The sequence below is a fragment of the Rossellomorea sp. YZS02 genome, from assembly GCF_033963925.1.
GTDB lineage: Bacteria > Bacillota > Bacilli > Bacillales > Bacillaceae_B > Rossellomorea.
On the sequence record NZ_JAXBLY010000021.1, the window covers coordinates 1 to 23,275 of the forward strand.

Sequence of the window (23,275 nt, forward strand, 5' to 3'; positions counted from 1 at the left end):
AATTACTTCATGGAAGTTTCGCAAAAAAATGTTGAATTGAATAGCTATAGCTGATTAATAGTTGAAAAAGACAAGCAAGGAATTTACACAATATTAAGGACTTGACTGAACGGTAGCTTTTTTAAGCATGCAAACCCCAACTGAAGCAGTCTATAATACCAAATCCTCAAGCAAAATAATCATTTCTCATATTCCGAATTCACATTTTTTTCAAATAACCGATACCCTTTTTCTTCAACAAACCACCATTTTACACCTAGCTCCTCCCCCGCCTCTACTTTTTTACCAATGTTTGTATAAAAATGATGAGGATGGAAAAAATGGATCTATGAGTATTGAAATTATAACGAGATTTTGATTGGAGGACAGTTGGATGAAACGTTTAGCGTATATAATGGTGACATTTGTTTTGACAGCTTTTCTTTTTCCTTCGATGGGGTTTGCACAGGAAAAGAAATCCGAATTGGCAGATGTAGCGAAATCAGCAATACTAATCGAGCGTGACACAGGAGCGGTACTATACGAAAAGAACAGTCATGAAAAGCTGGCACCTGCGTCCATGACAAAGATCATGACCATGACTTTGATCATGGAAGCCCTTGAAAAAGGTCAAATAAAGTGGGAAGACAAAGTTCGAGCAAGTGAATACGCTGCTTCAATGGGAGGATCCCAGATATTCCTGGAGCCGGGTGAAAGCATGTCTGTCGAAGAAATGTTGAAGGGGATTGCCATTGGATCTGCCAATGACGCCTCTGTAGCCATGGCTGAGCATATCGCAGGCAGTGAAGAAGCCTTCGTTGAGAAGATGAACAAAAAGGCGAAGGAGCTCGGATTAAATGAAACTCATTTTAAAAATCCGACAGGTTTACCTTCCAAAGATCATTACAGTTCGGCACATGATATGTCCATGATGGCGAAGGAGCTTTTAAAATATGAAGGGATCACAAAATTCACGGGCAGTTATGAATCCTATTTACGTGAAGGTTCGGATAAAAAATTCTGGCTTGTGAATACGAATAAATTGGTCCGCTTCTATGACGGTGTAGACGGATTGAAAACAGGTTTCACGAATGAAGCGAAATATTGTCTTACAGCAACGGCTAAGAAAGACAATATGAGAGTGATCGCCGTCGTTTTCGGTGCTCCAACGCCGAAAGAACGGAACAATGAGGTCAGTAAAATGCTTGATTATGCCTTCAATCAGTATTCAACCAAGCCTCTATTCAAAAAAGGTGACAGCCTGGCCAAGGTGAAGGTGTCCAAAGGGAAAGATAACAAAGTCGAAGCAGTGACGGATGAGCCGATTTCGCTCCTGGCCCAAAAAGGAGAAAAATTGGATGGAATCAAACAAAAGGTCACTCTATCCAAAGATTTAAAAGCTCCCATTCATAAAGGGGATAAAGTCGGTACACTCGTGGTGACGAATAAAGGGAAAAAAGTAGTGGAAAGTACCCTCGTTGCCAAGAAAGATGTAAACGAAGCCAGCTGGTGGGAACTATACAAAAAATCCTTCGGGCTTTTCACAAAGGTCGGGAAATAAACCCGAAAATAACCTCTAATTATGACGAATTCCTTCTAGTTTTGTCATGGAGAAGGAATTTACTAAAAGAATAGCGAAATGACTCACTATACGACAGAGAAGGAGGCTTTCTGATAGTGAGTCTTGCTATTAACTTAGAAGTCAAAAAAGATGTACTATGTGTCCGTTTAAGTGGTGAGTTGGATCATCATACTGCCGATGAGCTCAGGGAAAAAGCTTCGAATCTGATTGAAAGTGAGAATGTGAAGCATATCATTTTGAATTTAGAGGAATTAAGCTTTATGGATAGTTCAGGTTTAGGTGTCATTTTGGGAAGATACAAGCAGATCAAGCAAAAGCATGGAGAAATGGTGGTATGTGCGATTTCCCCTTCTGTAAACCGATTATTTGAAATGTCAGGGCTGTTTAAGATCATTCGTCTTGAACCATCTGAAGAAAATGCATTACAAAGATTGGGGGTCGCATAACATGAGAAATGAAATGAACATTCAATTCAGTTCTTTAAGCCAAAATGAGTCTTTTGCCCGGGTGACTGTTGCATCATTTATAGCCCAGCTGGATCCGACCATGGATGAATTGACCGAAATCAAGACCGTCGTCTCGGAAGCCGTTACCAATGCAATCATTCATGGATACGATAACAGGCCGAATGGGACAGTGTATATTTCTGTAATCATGGAAGAAAATGGATTTATTGATATGACCATTCGCGATGAAGGAATCGGGATCGGAGACGTTGAGGAAGCCCGTCAACCTCTATTCACGTCCAAACCTGAGCTTGAACGTTCTGGAATGGGCTTTACCATTATGGAGAATTTCATGGATGAAATAGAAGTGTCATCACACCCAGGTACAGGCACCACGGTTAGATTGAAGAAGCACTTGACCAATAGTAAAGCGCTATGCAATTAAGGAGTCGTGCCCATGGATGTCGAAGTGAAAAATGAAAAGGAACAGCCTTTTTTGAAGGATCACGAGGTGAAAGAGCTGATTAAGAAAAGCCAGGATGGCGACCAAAGCGCAAGGGACATAATCGTCCAGAAGAACATGCGCCTCGTATGGTCCGTCGTCCAACGCTTTCTAAATCGGGGATATGAGCCGGATGATCTCTTCCAAATAGGCAGTATCGGGCTGCTGAAATCAGTGGATAAGTTTGATTTAACCTACGATGTCAAGTTTTCGACTTACGCTGTCCCGATGATCATCGGGGAAATCCAGCGATTCATCCGGGATGACGGGACGGTCAAGGTGAGTCGCTCACTGAAGGAAATGGGAAACAAAATCAGGAAAGCGAAGGATGAGCTCTCGAAGAAATTCGGCAGGGTTCCGACCGTCAGTGAGCTTGCGGAGCATCTTGAATATTCCGTTGAAGAGGTCATCATGGCCCAGGAAGCGAGCCGTGCCCCTTCCTCGATCCATGAAACCGTGTATGAAAATGATGGAGATCCCATCACGCTTTTAGATCAAATCGCTGATAATACGGATAACAAATGGTTTGACAAGATTGCTTTAAAGGAAGCCATCCGAGAACTTGATGACCGGGAGCGTCTGATAGTCTATTTAAGGTACTATAAAGATCAGACCCAATCAGAAGTAGCAGACCGGCTGGGTATATCACAGGTACAGGTATCGAGGCTGGAGAAGAAGATATTACAAACGATGAAAGATCATATGCACACAGAGTCATAAATGAAATACCCTTGTTGGTTCAATTACCTTTGAACCAACAAGGGTGTTTTTTTATTGACAATCATTTGAAATTTTCTCCAATGCGAATAGCGTCAGTCCTTCTGGTTCGGTACCATTCCTCTCACTCGAGCGATTGATTCATCCCTTCCACCAAATGGTCATTACATAAATAAATTACGTTAATCCATACTATTGGTACGAAGGGAAAATCATGTTTTCAGGAAGTGAACTGCATGGAAGGTATCTTGTATATACGCTTACGCCATCGAGTGCAGGTAAGGGAAGAGAGCATGGTCAAGCTTTCTCAGTTGGCTCAAATCATAGCACCTGATGAGGTCGTGGAGGATATAAAGGATATCCCGATTCACCAGGTGACCCCCTCAGATAAAAACATTATCGTAGTGGATATCATGAGAGTCATAAGGGAAGTATGCAAAGAGCATTCGGGCCTGGATATACAGACGATCGGGCCCACACAGAGCATCATTGAAGTGATCTATGAGAAAAAGAAAGTCTCTCTCCCGTTATTCATTGGCGTGTGGTTACTATTATTCATCGGTGCGGCCCTGGCGATTATGAATTTCCATGAGGATGTAAGTATGAGAGAAGTTCATCAAAGGCTGTATCATTTTGTGACAGGAGGAGTGGATCCTCATCCTTTATTGTTCCAGGTTCCCTATTCATTTGGTTTAGGTCTTGGAATGGTCTTGTTTTTCAATCATGTGTTTCGAAAAAGACTCAATGAAGAGCCCAGCCCTCTCGAGGTCGAAATGTTTAACTACCAGCAGGACTTAGATCAATATGTCATCATGCACGAAAATAAAGAAAGTCAGAAGAAACTAGATGACCATTAATGTATTGATCACCATATTCATCGGATTCGCTGGTGGACTGGCAGTGGGCTCAGGGTTTGTCGCTTTTTTAACTGTATTGGGAATCATTCCGCGATTAACCCAATTAACGAAAACAATGAAGATGATTCATTACTATGAAATGGCTGTCATTACCGGCGCCCTCACAGGAGGGTTCATCAGCCTGAATGATTACACTCTCCATTTTTCCCCATTAGTCCTTATCCCAATCGGACTCATGAGTGGAGTATTCATCGGACTTTTGGCTGCCGCGTTGACGGAAGTATTAAATGTGTTTCCAATCCTCGCCAAACGAATAGGGATCGATGGTCAGATTGTGATTCTGATCATGGCCATCGTATTTGGGAAGATTTTCGGTTCACTATTTCATTGGCTCTATTTGGTACATCAATAATCAGCAAGGGGCAGGGGTTCATATGGACAATAAACGGAAAGTGATCCTGATAACAGATGGAGACGAATATGCGAAGCGTGCCATTGAGTGCGTTGCGAAAGAGTATGGGGGCAGGTGCATCTCAAGCTCTAAAGGAAATCCATCTGTACTGTCAGGACCAGAAGTCGTAAAACTGATCAAAAGAGCCAAAAACGACCCTGTCTTTGTCATGTTTGATGATAGTGGATTCATTGGGGAAGGTGCCGGTGAGCGTTCCTTAAAATATGTTGCGAATCACCCAGATGTTGAAGTCCTTGGAATCATCGCCGTTGCCAGTAAAACACGACAGGCAGAATGGACCCGTGTGGATGTGTGCATTGATAAGTTTGGAGAGTTGACGCCATATGGTGTAGATAAATTCGGCGTACCTGAAATGGACGTAGGCAGATTGACTGGTGATACCGTCTATTGCCTGGATGAACTCGTTGTCCCGGTTATAGTAGGGATTGGTGACATAGGTAAAATGGCCAAACGGGATCATTACTCACAAGGAGCCCCCATCACGAGAAAAGCAGTGGAAATCATCTTAGAAAGGAGCGGATATCATGCCTCAAAAGAAGAAGGAAACACCGATTCCTAAAGATTTAACAGTCATTGAAGATTACATGAAAAATCACGTTGGACTGAACACCAGTTTCGATATAGGTGTGCGCAAGTTGATGATATTGAAAAAAGGGGTTCATTTTTACTATATAAATGGTCTGACAGATGCATCCTATATCATTGAAATAGTAGAAGAACTCGTAGAAATCAACGACCATGAGCGGGCGACAAGCCGATTGTATGATATCGTACATAATCGTCTCGTCCATCAATCCGTGGAGCCGGTCAAAACGATCGAAGAAGCAGTGGACGAAGTGCTCTCCGGGTTAATTGCGGTCTTTGTTGAAGGCTACGAAGAAGCATTGATTGTGGATGTCCGTAGCTATCCTGGAAGGCAGCCATCGGAACCTGATACAGAGAAAGTGGTACGCGGTTCCCGTGACGGATATGTAGAGAATATCATTGTGAATACCGCATTAACCAGACGGAGAATCAGGGACCCCAGACTGAGGTTTGAAATATTTCGCATAGGGGAACGCTCTAAGACGGATATTTCCATTGCGTATATCGACGATGTGGCAAATCCAAGCCTGATTGAAGTCATCAAGAAAGAATTAAAAAGCATTAAAATTGATGGATTGACTATGGCGGACAAAACGGTGGAAGAATTTCTTGTAAAGCAGGGGTATAACCCATACCCTCTGGTCAGATACACAGAAAGAGCGGACGTTGCCGCTACTCATTTATTAGAAGGGCATGTACTGATCTTTGTCGATACGTCCCCAAGTGTCATCATCACTCCGACCACATTTTTTCATCACCTCCAGCATGCTGAGGAATACAGGCAGTCACCGGCAGTCGGTACATTTGTAAGATGGACACGCTTTGTTGGGGTGCTTGCTTCATTATTCCTTCTGCCCTTATGGTATTTATTTGTTCTAGATCCGTCGTTGCTTCCGGAAGTGATTAAGTATGTCGGTCCTCAGGAACAGACCAACATTCCTGTCATCGTGCAATTATTCATTGCTGACATGGGGGTTGAAATGTTCAGGATTGCAGCCATTCATACGCCGACGCCGCTCTCGACGGCCATGGGTTTGATTGCAGCTGTTTTAATCGGGCAAATCGCCATCGACGTCGGGCTTTTCCAGCCTGAAGTCATCTTATATGTAGCGGTAGCTTCAATCGGTACGTTTGCAACCCCAAGTTATGAATTAAGTGTAGCGAATAAGATGGCAAGGCTTCTCCTTCTGGTGGCAGTTGCTTTCTTCCATATACCTGGGTTGATGATAGGTAGCACCCTCTTTATTCTGTTTGTATCAAATATTAAGTCACTTAATACACCATATCTTTGGCCGCTCTTACCTTTCAGCCCGAAGGCATTTATGCAGATCCTTGTCAGGAAATCGGTACCGGGATCAAAAATTCGTCCAAGCATCGTCCAACCGAGAAACAAATACAAACAACCGGCTAAATCTTAGAATATTGCAACAATTCTCATTCTGTGGTAAATTACGTTGTAATAGTAGAGCATGACAGAGGGGAATGAGGAGTTTCGTGTATCTTCATGGATCAGCAGAAATCAAAAATGGGAACTTAGAGATAGGAGGGGTGAGTACTATAGAGCTGGCAGCTCAATATGGTACACCCCTTTATGTCTATGACACTAAACTTATAAGAGAGCGTGCTAGGGGCTTTAAAGAAACATTTGAATCACTTGGAGTGAAAGCGGAAGTCGCCTACGCGAGTAAAGCATTTTCCTGTATTGCGATCTTTCAAGTAATGAAGGAAGAAGGATTATCCCTGGACGTCGTTTCAGGAGGAGAGCTGTTTACTGCACTGAAGGCAGGATTTCCACCAGAGCGAATTCATTTTAATGGAAATAATAAGTCAAGAGAAGAACTGATGCTCGCCATCGAGCAAGGAATCGGCTGTATCGTCGTCGATAATTTTCATGAGTTGAAGCTTGTAAGCAAATTATCAAGCTCCCTGGAACGGTCAACAAAAGTATTGTTAAGAGTGACGCCGGGAATTGAAGCCCATACTCATGATTACATCCTTACGGGGCAGGAAGATTCGAAATTCGGCTTCGATTTAGCCAATGGTCAGGCAGAAAAGGCAATGAAAATGGCGATGGACTCTGCAGCGATTGAATTGCTGGGTCTGCACTGCCATATCGGGTCACAGATCTTTGAAACGACCGGTTTCATTCTTGCCGCCAGGAAGATCATTGAAAAGGTTGCTCAGTGGAGTTCACAGTATAACTTTCATCCGAAGGTCATTAATCTGGGTGGAGGGTTTGGAATCCGTTATACGAAAGAAGATGACCCGATTCCTCCTGCTCAATATGTGAAGGAAATGATTGCTGCTGTTAAAGAAGAAGCAGAAAAATACAATTTAATGATGCCTGAGATTTGGATTGAACCCGGACGTTCTCTTGTCGGGGATGCAGGGACCAGCCTTTATACAATGGGATCACGGAAAGACGTACCAGGAATCCGTAAGTATGTAGCAATCGATGGGGGAATGAATGATAATATCAGACCTGCCCTTTATAAGGCGAAGTATGAAGCGGTCATAGCAAATAAAGCTGGCCTGGTTGAGGAAGAAACGGTTTCCATTGCAGGGAAATGTTGTGAGTCCGGGGATATGTTGATATGGGATTTACCATTGCCAATGTCAGAACCCGGCGATATTCTTGCGGTTTTCTGTACAGGTGCCTATGGGTATTCCATGGCGAATAATTACAATAGGATCCCGCGTCCCGCCGTTATATTTGTCGAGGACGGGGGAGCAAGATTAGCGGTTCAGAGGGAAACATATGATGACTTAATCAGGCTTGATGTAACGTTTTGAAGAAAAGGGGTCTAGTCTTTAAGTATATCATACTTAAAGACTACTTTTTTTGCTTCCTGGATTACATACTTTAACAATTATCGTTTTTACTATACAATAACAATGACATTAGTGAATAGGGTCAACAAAGGAGTCAGTCATGAAGATCAGTAATAGAGGATTATTCTTGCTATTAATCATTGCCGGTCTCGGGTGGGGCGTCATCTACTGGATGTTCATTGCCGGGAACTGATTGGTTTGATTTGCTTAATAAAAGTAAATTTAGTAAGATAAATAAACATTCATATCAATTAAATTTCTAGTTTTTGTCTAAAATAGGAAATAAATAGATTAGACATAAAACATAACGAGGGGTTAATATGTTAATTCGGTATAAAAAGGCGTTTGAAAAGATTGCTATGGGATTATTATCTTTTATGCCAAATGAAAAGGATTTGAAGAAGCTTCAACAAACGATGAAGCAATACGAAACTGAAGATAATTGGCAGCTCTTTTTATGGAAAGAAGAGGACATAGTAGGATTGATCGGAGTTTACAAAACAGAAAGTACATTAGAAATTCAACATATATCAGTCAATCCATCACACCGTCACGAAGGCATCGGGAAGTCGATGGTGAAACATCTGAGGGAGATGCATTCCGAGCTCGAAGTGAAACCAAATTCAGAAACCGCTTCATTTTTTGAGAAATGTGAAGAGATGGATCCTTTTGAAGTGAATCACGAGGATTGATCTAGTGGCAGACCGCCTATAAGGGTGGTCTGCCACTTTTTTTTCTCAAGGCATTTTCCCGTTCCAAGATGACTTCAGAACGGTCTCTGAGGGAATGACGGTGAACGAGACCGGTATTGGACAGGTCACTCGGTGAGCACCAGGTGTATCCGTTATCCATGCATCTGGCTTGAACCTGATCTACCAGTGAATCATCGGTTAATGGGATGACAATGCTTTGATAAGGTTGATCCAGTTTGATTTGGTGAATGGTATCAACAAGCATATCGTGAAGATGATGGGAATGAATCCCGAGCTTATTCAGTTCTTCTTGGTTCCATTGTATATTCTGGGCTGCTTTCTTGAATGTTCGCTCCGCTCCTGTCAGATTCCCCCTTCTGTAATGATAGAAACCGACTGCGACTTGGATCAATCCCACCCAATGTGAAGTCCTGTTCTTAGGATCTGCATCCTTCCAATGTTCTTCCAATATTTCATGGCACTCAAAATAATCACGATTTCCATGGAAATACATCAGGAAATCGATAAAGGCTTTTGGATAAACCATAAGATCCCTCCATTAGGTGTAAGGTAGTTAAATTGTAGCATAAACCATCGTCAAAACGACAGGGAGGCCCATAATTGCAAAACTTTCTATTGGAGAATAGGGGTCTTTCTACTATACTATTAAGTAGCTATCATGAAAGATTGTAATGAGAAATTTGGTGATAAAGTGGAATACAATGTGAAGATTGACGCTTTTGAAGGTCCACTGGATCTTCTTTTGCATCTGATTAATTCGTTGGAAATTGATATATATGATATTCCTATGGCTCAGATTACCGAGCAATATATGTTATATGTACATACGATGAAAAACCTGCAACTGGATGTGGCTAGTGAATACTTAGTAATGGCGGCTACATTGCTTGCTATCAAGAGTAAAATGCTACTACCAAAACATGATGAAGGCATGTTGAACGATGAGATTGAATTTGAAGAGGAAGATCCACGTGATGAACTGGTGGAACGTTTGATCGAGTATCGTAAATTTAAGGAAGCAGCCAATGAACTGAAGCACCGTGAAGAAGAACGCGGTCAGGTGTATACGAAGCCTCCGAGTGACCTTTCTGAATTCAGCGAGGCGGTGGATTTAAAGAACACAGAAGTTCAGGTATCCTTATACGATATGCTTGGGGCTTTTCATAAATTATTAAGAAGGAAAAAGCTTCAACGGCCCGTGCAAACAAGAATTACCAGACAGGAAATATCCATTGAGAAGAGGATGAATGACATTCTGGAGAATTTGCGGAACCTTAAACAACGTACATCCTTTACCAGTCTTTTCCCTACTGATAACAAAGAGCATCTCGTCGTTACATTCCTTGCTGTGTTGGAATTGATGAAGCGGAAGCAAATCATCGTCAATCAGGAAAAAAACTTCACGGAAATATTTGTGGAAGCAGGAGAGGAGGCAGGACTTGTTGAACAGTATTAATTGGAAAGGGATCCTGGAAAGCCTGCTCTTTGCAGCAGGGGATGAAGGTCTATCACTGAAGCAGGTCTGTTCAGTGCTTGAGATTGAAGAACAAAGAGCGATGGGCATCCTTGAAGACTTGAAGCAAGATTATGAGAACGATGCCGACAGAGGCATTTATATCATAGAAATAGCAGGGACATTTCAACTGGTGACAAAGAAGAGCAATGCTGATTACTTAAAGAAATTGGTGGAGTCACCTCATGTAAGCTTCCTTTCCCAGGCAGCTCTTGAAACCCTGGCGATCATTGCGTATAAACAACCGATCACAAGGATGGAAATCGAACAAATAAGAGGTGTGAAGACAGAGCGGCCCATTCAGACCCTTACATCAAAAGGACTTGTCAAGGAAGTGGGAAGAGCGGAAGGAACCGGCCGGGCATACCTATTTGGAACTACCAAGGAATTCCTCGACTATTTCGGTCTGAAAAGCATTGAGGAGCTTCCCCCCCTCCCTGAGAATATTCAAGACGAATTCGCTCAGGACGAAGCCGATCTCTTCTTTGAGAAATTTCAGGAGACACTGGAATCAAACGAATAAGCACAGTATGAAAAGGCAGGACTCTTTAAAGAAGGATAAAGTCCTGCCTATTATTTTGAATAGTGAATTCTGAACTTTCTAAAAAATCCCTGGTGTTAGATGGAGGAGAATGGATGAACGAGTTTATGATGGGAACCCAGGTTCAGAGAATACACAGCTTTCTTGAAGAAGTGATCATTCAATTAGAGGAGTATTTAAATTCCGTTACCATTCACACGCTGCTTAAAGAGAAACCGGGGGACAGAGTATATTACGAAGGGCTTTTTTCGAATCTGAGAAGACTGGTCGTGTATTGTGAAGAGGGGCTGGATGCCTCTGCGTCTGTATTACAACATGATTCATTTAAGATGGACCTTGCTGAGAAGGTCCTCTATAAAATCTATCATAAATGTATTATCGAATATTACTCCCCGCGTTATAATCTGTGGTTCGAGGATCTTCGTACCTCTTATCCGGAAGAGAGTGTCATTCGGTTCAGGCAGGAGCCTCCAGACTGCTTTGCTGAATTGCTGCGAAATGTTGAAGGAGACTTTCATGGAGCGAGGGAGGATCTGGCCGAATTTGAGACAGAATACCGACATCGCCGATTATCTTCGAAAGGCTAAAACACAGCGTTGCTGTGTTTTTTGTTTTGCTCAACTTTCCTGAAGACTTAAGTAACGACTACATATGAAATGGCCCCATTGCTTTCAAGATTTCACTCATATTACCCCTTGTCCTCTCATAAACTTGTACAAACACGTTAGATTTAAAGGAGTAGATGGCTGTGAATCGAAAAAGAGCGAAATTTTACATATATCATTTCCTGATATTCACAATTCTTTTCGTTACTGTTTCGAGTAGGATTCAGGCTGCACCTTCTGTGAGTTCACAAAGGGCGATCTTAATGGATCAGGAAACAGGAAGGATCCTGTATGAAAAGGATGCTCATACGAAAAGCCGAATTGCAAGCATCACCAAGATCATGACAGCCGTCCTTGCTGTCGAGTCCGGAAAGATGGATCAGGTAGTGACCGTCTCCCAGAATGCAGCAGGTACCGAAGGCTCATCCCTTTACTTGAAAGCAGGGGAGAAAATCAAACTTGAAGACCTAGTGTACGGGCTTATGCTAAGGTCGGGGAATGATGCAGCCGTTGCCATCGCTGAATTTGTGGGAGGGAGTCTGGACGGGTTCGTGTATATGATGAATGAAAAGGCGACTGAAATCGGTATGGAGAATACTCATTTCTCGAACCCCCATGGTCTTGACGATCATGAGGATCACTATTCCACTGCGTATGATATGGCAGTCCTGACAAGATATTCAATGAAGAACGATGTGTATAAGGAAATTGCAGGAACGAAAGTCCATACAGCACCCAACCCAGACGAGAAGTGGGACCGGAAGTGGAAGAACAAAAATAGATTACTGACGGAATTATATAAGTTTAGCACAGGGGGGAAAACGGGTTATACGAAACTCGCAAAAAGGACACTCGTGTCAACAGCCACCAAAGATGGGGAGGATTTAATTGCCGTGACATTGAATGGGCCGGATGACTGGAATGATCACATCTCAATGTTCGAATACGGATTTAAGCAATACGATTACAAGATTGTCTTGGAAAAAGGAAAAATTGAAAAAATGGATGATGAAGTATATAAAGGCCATGCTTACCTGAAACGGGAATCTGTGCTGTCATTGGCGGATGAGGAAGTGGATGACGTAAAAGTTGAATACAAGATGTTGAAGCCGAAGCAGGAATGGCTTAAGAATCAACATGTGCCAGATGTAGTCGGAAAGGCCGTGGTATATCTAGGGGACAAGGAAGTGGATACTCTTCCCATTTTCTATCAAACATCAGTAAAAGAAAATGATAAAAAGAGCTGGTGGAAATTCTGGGCGTATTCATTTGAAGCCATCACAGGGGTCCGGGACAATGGTTAACATCATATGGGTAGGCATGACCATTATTGGATTGGTTTTCGCGGTGATAAATGGGAAAATGTCTGAAGTGAACGAGGCCATTTTCTCGTCGGCAAATGAAGCGGTCACCCTTTGTATTGGCTTGGTAAGTGTTTTAGTGTTCTGGTTGGGCATAATGAGAATCGCTCAGGAAGCCGGTTTACTTGATAAACTGGCCAAAATGTTCAGGCCACTCGTAACAAGACTTTTTCCAGAGGTACCTGAAAACCACCCCGCCATGGGCTATATCCTATCGAATATGATGGCAAATATGTTTGGCCTGGGAAATGCAGCAACCCCACTCGGAATCAAGGCCATGGAGCAACTGAAAGAATTGAATGGAGGCAGGGACTTTGCAAGCAGGTCGATGATTACGTTTCTCGCAATCAATACATCAAGCATTACCATCATTCCGACCACGGTGATTGCAATCCGAATGAAATATGATTCTGTGTCACCTACTGAAATTGTGGGTCCGACCCTTATTGCTACAATTTTATCCACGCTTGGTGCAATACTGATCGACCGTTATTTCCACTATAGGCGTACCCGTCGAGAGGTGAAATAGATGCAATGGATCACGACAATCTCATTATGGCTGATCCCTATTATGATTGGCTTTATATTAATCTACGGGACAATCAAAAAGGTACCTACGTATGAAGTGTTCGTTGATGGTGGGAAAGAAGGAATAAAAATAGCGGTATCCATCATTCCCTTTCTGATCGGAATGCTTGTGGCCATTACGATCTTTCGTGAGTCGGGAGCCCTTGAATTTTTCGTGGGCCTCATGCGCCCGGCATTGCTTGCACTGGGAATTCCGCCGGAGATCGTTCCACTTGCCATCATCAGACCAATTTCCGGAACAGCTGCTCTTGGCATGATGAGTGATATGATTGCAACATACGGTCCGGATTCCTTCATCGGAAGACTCGCTTCAACCTTACAAGGCAGTACAGATACAACACTATACGTATTGACCGTATATTTCGGGGCGGTCGGAATCAGAAAAATGGGCGATGCCCTAAAAGTGGGTCTCTTAGCTGACCTAGTAGGAATCGCTGCCGCCATCTTCATCGTCACCATTATGTTCTAAGGGATTTGGAAAGGTTCTATCAGAAAAGAATGCCTGGCCAGAGGAATGCAAGCACCTGGACGGGAAATCAACCGCCACTCGCTACATCCAAAAGCAACAATGTTTACGAAAACAGCCATCTGAAAAAGTAAAGTAGAAGTATCAAGGCATAAAGGAATCGACTAAAAAGGTCGATTTTCCTTTATGCCTTTCTATTTTGCCTGGATTGTGTAATAATTCATGAGTACAAATGTATTGAAAATGATAATGAGGTGAAAGACCGTGGAACGATTACAAAAGGTTATTGCTCACAGTGGAGTGGCATCCCGACGTAAAGCAGAGCAATTAATAATAGAAGGCAAAGTGAAAGTCAACGGAAAAGTAGTGAAAGAACTTGGCACAAAGGTATCAAACTCTGACCGAGTGGAAGTAACAGGAATCCAGATCGAGAGAGAGAACAAAGTATATTATATGCTTTATAAGCCAAGGGGGGTCATCTCCGCCGTGACAGATGATAAAGATCGTCAGGTTGTAACGGACTTCTTCCCGGAAATAGAGGAAAGGATCTATCCGGTAGGCAGACTGGATTATGAAACCTCCGGAATTCTGCTGTTAACCAATGATGGTGACTTTGCCAATGCCCTTATGCACCCCAGCAATGAGATAGAAAAGACCTATGTCGCAAGATTAAAAGGAATCCCGCCCAAATTCAAGATCCGTGAACTGGAAAAAGGGATCAAACTGGAGGATGGAATGACCGCCCCTGCAAAAGTGAAGGTACTGAGTATCGATAAAAAGCAAGAGAAATCGATAGTTGAAATCACTATCCATGAAGGGAGAAACCGTCAGGTACGCCGGATGTTCGAAGCCCTGGGATACCCTGTCCAAAAATTGAAAAGGGAAAGATACGCATTCCTGACGCTTCATGGATTAAATGCTGGAGAAGGCAGAGAATTGACACCGCATGAAGTGAAGCAATTAAGAACATTGGCAGAGACGGGAAGCATTCGATAAAGGAAAGTGTCACATATCCTTCATATAATTAACTCTACCGTTATAGTGATAAATGATATAATGAGAAAGGAATTTTACCCATAAAGTCATGGGGATATTTCTCTGCTTATTATGAGGATATGAAACAGTACATTTTGGCAGGGACTGATCTCATAAGGGAATCTTATGATTTCAGGCCCTTTGCTACTGTAAAGAGAGAAAAATTTCTCCTTTCTTGAGAACGATTTCACTATGGGAGGCACACGTAAATGAATAAGAAAAAGCGCAGATTACTCATTCGGACCATTATTCTCATTGTGCTGACTTCTGCAGTTGCATATACTCTTTATGCAAACTTCACGAAGGACGAAAGAGGAATGTTAAAAGCTGGCGACAAGGCACCTGATTTTGTCCTTACGGATATGGATGGGAATACACACCGACTTTCCGATTACAAGGGGCAGGGAGTCTTCTTGAATTTCTGGGGAACATGGTGCAAACCGTGTGAAAGAGAAATGCCTTATATGAATAATCAGTATAAGAAATATCAGAAGCAGGGTGTACAGATACTAGCTGTAAATGTGGGGGAATCCGATTTTCTCATAAACCGTTTCGTTTCAAAACACGGACTGGAATTCCCTATTTTAGTAGACAAAGAAGAGGAAGTGCAGAATACATACGGAATCGATCCACTTCCCACGACGTTCCTGATTAACCCGCAGGGGGAAATTGTAAAGATCATCACCGGTACGATGACCGAAGAAGATATCATCGAAGATTTAGAGAGCATCAAGCCGTAAGGCAGTTTAACTTGAAATAAGGAGTTTTTACATGAAAGAGATTAAGTGTGTATGCGGTCATGTGAATCCAAACGGCACGGTTCTTTGTGAATCCTGTGGACGGGCTCTAACGGAAGAAGCAAAGAATGAAAAGCTCCATGACATGCGTTATGAGGGGAGTGCAAGACGTTCCCAAACGTATAATAAATCGATTATAGATAAGATTTGGAACTTTTTTTCTTCTGTAAAAGTAGGAGTGTGGTTAATTGTTGTCACACTTATCGCTTCTGCTGTGGGAACCATATTACCACAGGAACAGTATATTCCAAATGGTCAGCCTGCAGATGAATATTATGGGGATGTATATGGATTCTTCGGGGATTTATACTATACTCTCGGTTTCCATGATTTGTATAGTTCATGGTGGTATCTGCTACTGATTGCATCAATCGGGGTGTCCCTGGTCATTTGTAGTTTGGACCGTGTGATTCCACTGTATCGGGCCTTGAAGAACCAACGAGTAGCAAGACATGTCGGTTTCTTGAAACGCCAAAGAATATACGGAAAAACCGATAGAGTAGAATTCAGTGATCCTGTCAACCAAATAAAAGAAAAGTTGACCCAGAAGAAATATAAGATCCGGGAAGAGGATGGCAATATCCTTGCAGAGAAGAATCGTTTCTCTAGATGGGGCCCATATGTGAACCACATAGGTCTTATCATTTTCCTTTTTGGAGGTATGCTTCGATTCGTTCCGGGGATGTATATCGATGAAACGGTATGGATCCGAGAAGGTGAAACGAGGGCCGTCCCTGGTACGGATCAGGAATATTACTTAGAAAACAAGGGTTTTACACTAGAAACGTATGACAAAGATAAAGATAAAGAAGTGTTCGGGGAAGCGATAGACAAGAATGGGACCATCGCTAAGAATTTCCAGTCCGATGTCGTCCTGTATAAAGAGTCGGGTGATCGTCTGCCTGGCCAAAAGGCTGAACGAACGAAAGAGCAGGAGGATTCCATTAAGGTAAACCATCCTCTGAAATTCGGGAATTTTGCCGTGTATCAGACAAGCTATAAATTAGATGAGTTCAAATCCATGTCTTTCACTTTGGATAATAAAAAGTCGGGAGAAAGCTTCGGGGAATTCACCGTCGATTTATTTGATCCTAAGGATGCGTACACATTCGAGGATGGTTATAAAGCAGAACTCATGGGATATTATCCGGATTTCTCAGGATTTAATGAGCAGGGGGAACCGCAAACAAAGTCCCCGCTCCCAAATAATCCGGCTTTCCTCTTTAAATTATTCTCACCTGAAAAGCCTGACGGTGAAATCAGTTTTGTAGGGATCCGAAAAAATCTCGAGCCCCTGGGGGAAAATGATTATAAGCTGTCATTTGCCGGTGTTGAGACGAGAGATGTATCCGCTTTAACTGTGCATAAAGATCTTACACTTTGGATTTTGGCTCTCGGAGGAGCGATCTTCATGATTGGGGTTATTCAAGGAGCCTATTGGCACCATAGAAGAATCTGGATCAGGCGCGACGGGGATGGAGTCATCATAGCCGGTCATACGAATAAAAACTGGCACGGTTTAAAAAATGAAATCAGATTTGTGTTGGAAGGTACAGGGATCAAGGAGCCTGAAGACCAACAACAAAAGGATGAAGTAAGGAGGAATGAGGATGTCAACGACAGCAATGGCGGAGTGGAGCAGTAATTTACTCTACGTATCCTTCATAATGTATTTAATTGCTACGTTGTTTTTTGGGGGAAGCATCCGTCAGAAAAATACAACGGAAACAAACCAGAAGAAATGGGGCTTTATCGGGATTGTCTTAACCCTTGTGGGATTTGCTTCTCAGTTAGGGTACTTCTTTCTGAGATGGGGAGCATCTGGACACGCCCCTGTCAGTAATTTATTTGAATTTACTACCTTTTTCGGAATGATGCTTGTCGGGGCATTCATCATTCTTTACTTTATGTATAAGACGACGATACTTGGTGTCATTGCACTTCCGTTCGCCCTGTTGGTGATCGCTTATGCCAGTATGTTTCCTAAAGATATCAGCCCACTAATCCCTGCGCTTCAAAGTGATTGGCTGAAGATCCATGTAACCACCGTTTCAGCCGGTGAAGCGATTCTTTCCATCAGCTTCGTTGCCGGACTCATCTATTTATTGAAATCCGTTCAACATACAAAGGGAAGCAAGCAATCATTCTGGCTTGAAACCGTGATGTATTCATTGGTTGTCGTATTGGGGTTTGTTGTCGCTTCAACGACTTTCACGCTTTCCAATTACGAAGCTGACTTTCAATATGTAAATCAACAGGGAGAAGAAGCTGTTGCTGAATATACCCTTCCGGCCCTTGTTGGTCCGAATGAAGGGCAATCGATGACAGACGGTGTAATGAAGCCGCTAGTCGAAATGCCCGCTCTTATTAATGCCAAGAAGTTAAATACGGTCATTTGGTCATTTATGATCGGAACAGCACTGTATCTAATTCTGCGTTTGATCTTCAGAAAGCGGATTGCTGCTAAGATGCAGCCTCTTGTGAAGAATGTGAACCTTGATTTAATGGACGAAATTGGTTACCGTTCCGTATTGATCGGGTTTCCTGTTTTCACACTAGGTGGACTCATCTTTGCCATGATCTGGGCACAGATTGCCTGGACCCGTTTCTGGGGATGGGATCCCAAAGAGGTATGGGCTTTGATTACATTTTTATTCTATGCAGCTTTCCTTCACCTGCGCCTTTCAAAAGGGTGGCATGGTGAAAAGTCAGCATGGCTTGCCGTAGTGGGGGTTGCGATCATTCTATTCAACCTTATAGCCGTTAATCTTATCATTGCGGGATTACATTCATATGCCTGATCAATCGTAACGACTGGAAGGAGCTGATGATCACGAGAATTGTATTCTCTTTGAGTCAGCTTCTTTTTTCATATAAAATATAGGATAATATGGTTAATTATACAAAGGGGGATGAAACCCATGGAGGAAAACATTCGCATCTTAGTTGTGGATGACGAAGATCGTATCCGAAGACTATTAAAAATGTATCTGGAAAGAGAAAACTATGAAATCGATGAAGCAGAAAATGGAGAAATCGCGTTGGAAATGGCTCTTGAGCAAAATTACGATTGCATCCTTTTGGATATCATGATGCCTGGCATGGACGGGATCGAAGTGTGTCAGCACCTTCGTGAAAGTAAGGCAACCCCTGTCATCATGCTTACGGCCAAGGGGGAGGAAGTGAATAGAGTACAAGGGTTCGAAGTTGGGACGGACGATTATATCGTGAAACCTTTTTCTCCACGCGAAGTGGTGCTGAGGGTGAAAGCCTTATTGCGAAGGTCTGCGAAATCCAGCTTCATCCAAAGTGATACAAAGGCTAAGGACCTTATCGTATATCCCCATCTGACGATTGACAATGACGCCCACCGTGTAACGGCGGATGGGATGGATGTTAACTTGACTCCTAAAGAATATGAGCTTCTATATTTTCTTGCGAAAGCACCGGATAAAGTATTCGATCGTGAGCATCTTTTGAAGGAAGTTTGGCACTACGAGTTCTTCGGTGATCTGAGAACGGTCGATACCCATGTAAAACGATTAAGGGAAAAGTTGAACAAAGTCTCTGAAATGGCAGCGAAAATGATCGTGACCGTATGGGGAGTGGGCTATAAATTCGAGGTAACAAATGAATGAGGCTCTGGCGTAGCGTTGTAGGGAAACTTTGGCTCACCATCCTGTTGTTGGTTTCATTTGTACTCTTCATACTAACCATCTTATTACTGGAATTCTTTCAGAATTATCATGTGGATGTGGTAGAGAAAGAGCTAACCCATACAGCAGAAAAAGTGGCAAGGGTCATTGAGAATCATAATGATCTGACGCTTGGAATGGAATTGGGAAAAGAAATCATCGATGAACCCGTGAATATCATCATATCATTGGATCGAAATGAATCTCTCTATTCACAGGATTCGACTGCTTTTCAAAAGAAAATTCATAATTATATATCGAAGGATAGCGAACTTCAATCTGTAAAAACAAAGGAAATCACTTTAAAAAAAGAGGTTGAACTGTCCAAGGAGTCCTCCAATCGGTACGAGAATGTCATCATTGTCGGGACTCCTCTCCATATTAACGGGAAAGATGGAGCTGTTTATCTCTATCAGTCACTGGGGGTAATTAAAGATACGACTAGACAGACCACCAAGCTGATCCTCCTTGCAGCAGGCATTGCCATCATCCTTACCACCATCTTTGCATTCTTCCTCTCTACCCGTATCACTGCGCCGCTGAGAAAAATGAGAGAAGCGGCATTTGAGGTAGCTAAAGGGAAATTCGATACCAAGGTCCCGATTTTGACGAAGGATGAAATCGGTGAACTTGCCACAGGCTTCAATCAGATGGGAAGGCAATTGAAGTTTCACATCAATGCGCTCAGTCAGGAAAAAGAGCAGCTCTCATCCATTCTAAGCAGTATGGCTGATGGGGTCATCACCTTTAATCGGGACGGCACCATCCTGATCACGAATCCTCCTGCAGACCGATTTCTGCAACACTGGTATTATGAACAAAGTGAAGAGAGCGAAGAGGCGATTCCTACGACAGTAAGAGAATTATTGCAGAGTGTGGTCGTAACGGAAATGGAACAAACCGGCGAACTAAGTCTTCAGGGTCGTTCTTATGTGGTGATTGTAAGTCCCCTATACAATAACAATACTATCAGGGGCGCAGTTGCTGTGGTTCGTGATATGACAGAGGAACGGCGATTGGATAAGCTCCGTAAGGACTTTATCGCAAACGTTTCCCATGAGCTTCGCACCCCTATCTCCATGCTGCAAGGGTATAGTGAAGCGATTGTGGATGATATTGCAGGATCGGAAGAAGAAAAAAAGGAAATTGCACGTATCATCTATGATGAATCTCTCCGCATGGGGAGGTTGGTGAATGATCTCCTCGATCTTGCCCGCATGGAAGCGGGACATATTACATTAAATAAAGACGTAATAGCGGTCATGCCTTTCACAGAGAGGGTGACAAACAAGTTTATCGGGTTGGCTAAAGAAAAGAAGGTATCCATCTACTTTGAAAGTGATGTGGAAATCAACAAAGAAATCCATATGGATCCGGATCGAATCGAACAAGTATTAACAAATCTCATCGATAATGCGTTGAGGCACACACCGACAGGAGGGGAAGTGACGGTTTCCCTGACGGAAAAGAAAGGTGGATACCTGTTTCATGTTAGAGACACCGGTTCCGGTATACCTGAAGAGGATCTTCCTTTTGTATTCGAACGTTTCTATAAGGCCGACAAGGCAAGAACAAGAGGTAAGTCCGGGACGGGTCTCGGCCTTGCGATTGCAAAGAATATCATAGAAGCCCATAAAGGTCATATTCAGGTTCAAAGCAAAGTGGATCAGGGGACAGCTTTCACCTTCTTTCTCCCTGTTTAGCCAAGAATCGATGATGTCCATAGAAACATGGCGATTTTTCTTGTTACATGGGAAACATTCTTTATTTTTTACCCATCGATAGGGAAGGTTGTTGAAATAAGGTTAAAGAGGCTGGGATAAGAGGGATTCAGTCGAAGGAAAATCCGAACGAGTGATTTGATGAAAATCTAACTCGTTCGGATTTTTAAATTTTAGTGCTGAAATTTAAGGCATGTATTTAGCAGGTTCTAGCTGTTGATTGGAGTGCAAGACGAAGACTTCCGCGCGAGGAAAGCGTAGTCTTGCACGGAATCGGGCAGCGGTGTAACACGCGATCTAAAAAAACTTCATAGGCATTGTTCGTCCTTTAGAGTGTATGGATTTAGGTTATGTCCCTACCTCTTTTGATCTAAGGATCGGTTAATATAGGTCTTTCCTTTTCAACCAAAAAATACTATATTGATAGTGTGTAACTTTTTTACATAGGGAACGACTAATAAAATGACGGGGAGGGAATCAAGTGGACTCCGTTTTCGAGAGATTATATTCAAGCTATCATCAGGATGTATTTCAATTCCTCATATACATGGTACAGAATAAACAGCAGGCTGAAGACTTAGTACAGGAAGTCTATATTCGGGTGCTTAAATCCCATAAGAATTTTGAGGGGAAAAGCTCCGAGAAAACGTGGCTTTTTTCCATTGCGAAAAATGTGGCCATTGACCATTTCAGAAAACAGAGAAACTGGAAAAACCGTATTCTCGATAAATTTGACTGGAGTCGAAACGAAGTGACAGACGATGGGGCTCTTCCGGAAGAAATCGCTGTTTCCAATGAGGAAGTTCAAGCTCTCTATGAGTGCTTGAAGCTTTGCTCAACAGATTTCCGAATGGTGATCATCATGCGGTACTTGCAGGAACTTTCCATCATCGAAACCTCTGAGGTGCTCGGATGGTCGGAAAGCAAAGTGAAGACGACCCAGCATAGGGCCATCAAATGGTTAAGAATCGAGATGGATCAACGACTCCCAAAGGAGGAAAGAGACATTGAAGAAGTCAGAATGGAAAGATCGTGATATTGAGGAGCTTATCAATAAACTTCCCAAAATCAAAGATGATCGAACCTCTCAATATATTCACGCACGTATGGAGCGGCAAAACAAGAAGAGAAATGCTTCATTCAAACGGTTCATACCTGCAGTCGCTGCACTTGCAGCTATATTTATAATGGTCCTGCTGGCTCCTACCGTTCTAAACCAACTAACGGAAACGAGCATGGAAAAATCCGAATCGAGTACCGCGGATTCTTCAGGAAGCTCAGAAGAAAAAATCGAAATCACTCCACAAAAGAAGGAATCAGATATTCCTCCTGCATCTAGCGAAGATCAGAAAGTGGCCATCATGAAAGATGAGCAAACAGAAAATAGCGAAGTAACGGTGTCGGAGAACTTGAAAGAACCTGAAAAAAGGCTTTCACTTTATGAAGAAGACCTTAAGGGAAAGGAATTCTATTCCTTTGGACTGGTCTCTCCTGATGCAGTACCGATACCTGTGTCGATTGTAGACGTTCCGGAAGAAGACTGGTTAACCCGTCATGAGCAACTTGCGGAAAAGCTGCCTGAAACAGATTGGGGACTGGAAGACTACCTTCCTTTAGAAGGAAAGTTCACCATGGATAACAACAAAGTTGTCTTCACTCTCAATGCTGATCATCCTTACAGTGGAAGCAGTGCAGTCGAATATGCTTTTTATCATTCTCTTCAGTATTCATTCCAACATAAGGGAATAGAGGAGATTATTCTGAAAGATTCCGACGGTACAGTACCCCAATTCAGTTCCACTGGCGAATTCTCAACGATCGATTTGAATGAGGAAGTCCATACGGCTTACTATTCGTATTCACCAAATGGCAGGGATCGCTTCCTTGTACCAGATAATATCAACAGGGGTGGCATCAAGGCGTCCATGGAAGCAATGAAAAATGAAGAAACTGGCCTTTTTCAGAGTGTCATTCCAGAAGGTATCAATTTTAATGTAACAGAAGGAGCGGAATGGGTGACCGTCAGCTTCTTGAACGAGTTGGATTTGGATACATTTGATGAACAAACCGCGCTGGAAATGATTGAAGGGATATTATTAACGAGCAGAAGCTCAGGATTTGAGAAGGTGCAGTTTGAGAATGTCAAACAGGAAAGCTGGAACGGTTTCAACTTTGGTGAACCTATAGAGACACCGATCAGTCCAAATAAAAAGAACATAGATAATTAAAGGTAGAACGACCAGGAGTGGAGAGTCATCCGCATCTGGT

25 protein-coding genes are annotated in these 23,275 nt (G+C 42.7%); 24 read left to right on the forward strand and 1 reads right to left on the reverse strand.

Features of this window, described 5'->3' with window-relative positions; all coding sequences use genetic code 11:
* The first annotated feature begins 373 nt into the window (after window positions 1-373).
* The 10 genes from SLH55_RS18465 (at window position 374) to SLH55_RS18510 (ending at window position 8,664) form a co-directional block, all read left to right on the forward strand.
* Complete coding sequence (locus SLH55_RS18465; RefSeq protein WP_219168404.1) at window positions 374-1,540, forward strand: D-alanyl-D-alanine carboxypeptidase family protein; 1,167 nt, start codon at window positions 374-376, stop codon at window positions 1,538-1,540.
* Between the two features lie 116 nt (window positions 1,541-1,656).
* Window positions 1,657-2,007: an anti-sigma F factor antagonist gene (gene spoIIAA, locus SLH55_RS18470; RefSeq protein WP_044340116.1), complete on the forward strand. Its 351-nt coding sequence runs from the start codon at window positions 1,657-1,659 to the stop codon at window positions 2,005-2,007.
* A 1-nt stretch (window position 2,008) separates the two neighbouring features.
* A complete protein-coding gene (spoIIAB, locus tag SLH55_RS18475) occupies window positions 2,009-2,452 on the forward strand; it encodes an anti-sigma F factor (RefSeq protein ID WP_226673040.1) in 444 nt (147 codons plus the stop codon).
* A gap of 12 nt (window positions 2,453-2,464) precedes the next feature.
* On the forward strand, window positions 2,465-3,229 hold the full coding sequence (sigF, locus tag SLH55_RS18480) for an RNA polymerase sporulation sigma factor SigF (protein WP_206849514.1): 765 nt from the start codon (window positions 2,465-2,467) through the stop codon (window positions 3,227-3,229).
* A gap of 233 nt (window positions 3,230-3,462) precedes the next feature.
* Window positions 3,463-4,083 carry a stage V sporulation protein AA gene (locus SLH55_RS18485; protein ID WP_219168401.1) on the forward strand — a complete coding sequence of 207 codons (621 nt, stop codon included), beginning with the start codon at window positions 3,463-3,465 and terminating at the stop codon, window positions 4,081-4,083.
* Window positions 4,073-4,495, forward strand: a complete 423-nt coding sequence (locus tag SLH55_RS18490) for a stage V sporulation protein AB (RefSeq protein ID WP_320324224.1) — start codon at window positions 4,073-4,075, stop codon at window positions 4,493-4,495. The genes SLH55_RS18485 and SLH55_RS18490 overlap by 11 nt, the downstream gene beginning before the upstream one ends.
* A 22-nt stretch (window positions 4,496-4,517) precedes the next feature.
* Entirely contained in the window at window positions 4,518-5,114 is a 597-nt protein-coding gene (locus SLH55_RS18495) for a stage V sporulation protein AE (protein WP_219168399.1), read from the forward strand.
* A complete protein-coding gene (locus SLH55_RS18500) occupies window positions 5,080-6,558 on the forward strand; it encodes a spore germination protein (RefSeq protein ID WP_219168398.1) in 1,479 nt (492 codons plus the stop codon). Before SLH55_RS18495 ends, SLH55_RS18500 begins: the two co-directional genes overlap by 35 nt.
* A gap of 76 nt (window positions 6,559-6,634) precedes the next feature.
* A complete protein-coding gene (lysA, locus tag SLH55_RS18505) occupies window positions 6,635-7,933 on the forward strand; it encodes a diaminopimelate decarboxylase (RefSeq protein ID WP_320324225.1) in 1,299 nt (432 codons plus the stop codon).
* Between the two features lie 359 nt (window positions 7,934-8,292).
* Window positions 8,293-8,664, forward strand: a complete 372-nt coding sequence (locus tag SLH55_RS18510) for a GNAT family N-acetyltransferase (RefSeq protein WP_320324226.1) — start codon at window positions 8,293-8,295, stop codon at window positions 8,662-8,664.
* A 16-nt stretch (window positions 8,665-8,680) separates the two neighbouring features.
* Here SLH55_RS18510 and SLH55_RS18515 read toward each other — a convergent pair whose 3' ends face one another.
* On the reverse strand, window positions 8,681-9,211 hold the full coding sequence (locus SLH55_RS18515) for a DUF309 domain-containing protein (protein WP_219168395.1): 531 nt from the start codon (window positions 9,209-9,211) through the stop codon (window positions 8,681-8,683).
* A gap of 132 nt (window positions 9,212-9,343) precedes the next feature.
* Here SLH55_RS18515 and SLH55_RS18520 point away from each other — a divergent pair, with 132 nt between their 5' ends.
* The 14 genes from SLH55_RS18520 to SLH55_RS18585 all read left to right on the forward strand — a co-directional run bounded on the left by SLH55_RS18520 (window position 9,344) and on the right by SLH55_RS18585 (window position 23,235).
* On the forward strand, window positions 9,344-10,141 hold the full coding sequence (locus SLH55_RS18520) for a segregation/condensation protein A (protein WP_219168394.1): 798 nt from the start codon (window positions 9,344-9,346) through the stop codon (window positions 10,139-10,141).
* The gene (gene scpB, locus SLH55_RS18525) at window positions 10,128-10,721 is read left to right on the forward strand and encodes an SMC-Scp complex subunit ScpB (protein WP_219168393.1); all 594 of its coding nucleotides are present in this window, start codon (window positions 10,128-10,130) and stop codon (window positions 10,719-10,721) included. Before SLH55_RS18520 ends, scpB begins: the two co-directional genes overlap by 14 nt.
* Window positions 10,722-10,834: 113 nt before the next feature.
* Window positions 10,835-11,326 carry a DUF3907 family protein gene (locus SLH55_RS18530; protein ID WP_320324227.1) on the forward strand — a complete coding sequence of 164 codons (492 nt, stop codon included), beginning with the start codon at window positions 10,835-10,837 and terminating at the stop codon, window positions 11,324-11,326.
* A 155-nt stretch (window positions 11,327-11,481) separates the two neighbouring features.
* Complete coding sequence (locus tag SLH55_RS18535; protein WP_320324228.1) at window positions 11,482-12,648, forward strand: D-alanyl-D-alanine carboxypeptidase family protein; 1,167 nt, start codon at window positions 11,482-11,484, stop codon at window positions 12,646-12,648.
* A complete protein-coding gene (locus SLH55_RS18540; protein ID WP_219168390.1) occupies window positions 12,641-13,234 on the forward strand; it encodes a nucleoside recognition domain-containing protein in 594 nt (197 codons plus the stop codon). The genes SLH55_RS18535 and SLH55_RS18540 overlap by 8 nt, the downstream gene beginning before the upstream one ends.
* Window positions 13,235-13,762: a spore maturation protein gene (locus SLH55_RS18545; RefSeq protein ID WP_219168389.1), complete on the forward strand. Its 528-nt coding sequence runs from the start codon at window positions 13,235-13,237 to the stop codon at window positions 13,760-13,762. It abuts the gene before it with no gap.
* 261 nt (window positions 13,763-14,023) lie between these two features.
* Entirely contained in the window at window positions 14,024-14,755 is a 732-nt protein-coding gene (locus SLH55_RS18550; protein WP_219168388.1) for a pseudouridine synthase, read from the forward strand.
* Between the two features lie 248 nt (window positions 14,756-15,003).
* Entirely contained in the window at window positions 15,004-15,534 is a 531-nt protein-coding gene (resA, locus tag SLH55_RS18555) for a thiol-disulfide oxidoreductase ResA (RefSeq protein ID WP_219168387.1), read from the forward strand.
* 31 nt (window positions 15,535-15,565) lie between these two features.
* Window positions 15,566-17,236, forward strand: coding sequence for a cytochrome c biogenesis protein ResB (locus SLH55_RS18560; protein WP_219168386.1), 1,671 nt, complete (start codon window positions 15,566-15,568; stop codon window positions 17,234-17,236).
* On the forward strand, window positions 17,217-18,392 hold the full coding sequence (gene ccsB / locus SLH55_RS18565; RefSeq protein WP_219168619.1) for a c-type cytochrome biogenesis protein CcsB: 1,176 nt from the start codon (window positions 17,217-17,219) through the stop codon (window positions 18,390-18,392). Before SLH55_RS18560 ends, ccsB begins: the two co-directional genes overlap by 20 nt.
* A gap of 120 nt (window positions 18,393-18,512) precedes the next feature.
* Window positions 18,513-19,229, forward strand: coding sequence for a response regulator transcription factor (locus SLH55_RS18570; protein WP_219168385.1), 717 nt, complete (start codon window positions 18,513-18,515; stop codon window positions 19,227-19,229).
* A complete protein-coding gene (locus tag SLH55_RS18575) occupies window positions 19,226-20,989 on the forward strand; it encodes an ATP-binding protein (RefSeq protein WP_219168384.1) in 1,764 nt (587 codons plus the stop codon). Before SLH55_RS18570 ends, SLH55_RS18575 begins: the two co-directional genes overlap by 4 nt.
* A gap of 499 nt (window positions 20,990-21,488) precedes the next feature.
* A complete protein-coding gene (sigX, locus tag SLH55_RS18580) occupies window positions 21,489-22,043 on the forward strand; it encodes an RNA polymerase sigma factor SigX (RefSeq protein WP_219168383.1) in 555 nt (184 codons plus the stop codon).
* On the forward strand, window positions 22,015-23,235 hold the full coding sequence (locus tag SLH55_RS18585; RefSeq protein WP_219168382.1) for a hypothetical protein: 1,221 nt from the start codon (window positions 22,015-22,017) through the stop codon (window positions 23,233-23,235). The genes sigX and SLH55_RS18585 overlap by 29 nt, the downstream gene beginning before the upstream one ends.
* The last annotated feature ends 40 nt before the right edge of the window (window positions 23,236-23,275 follow it).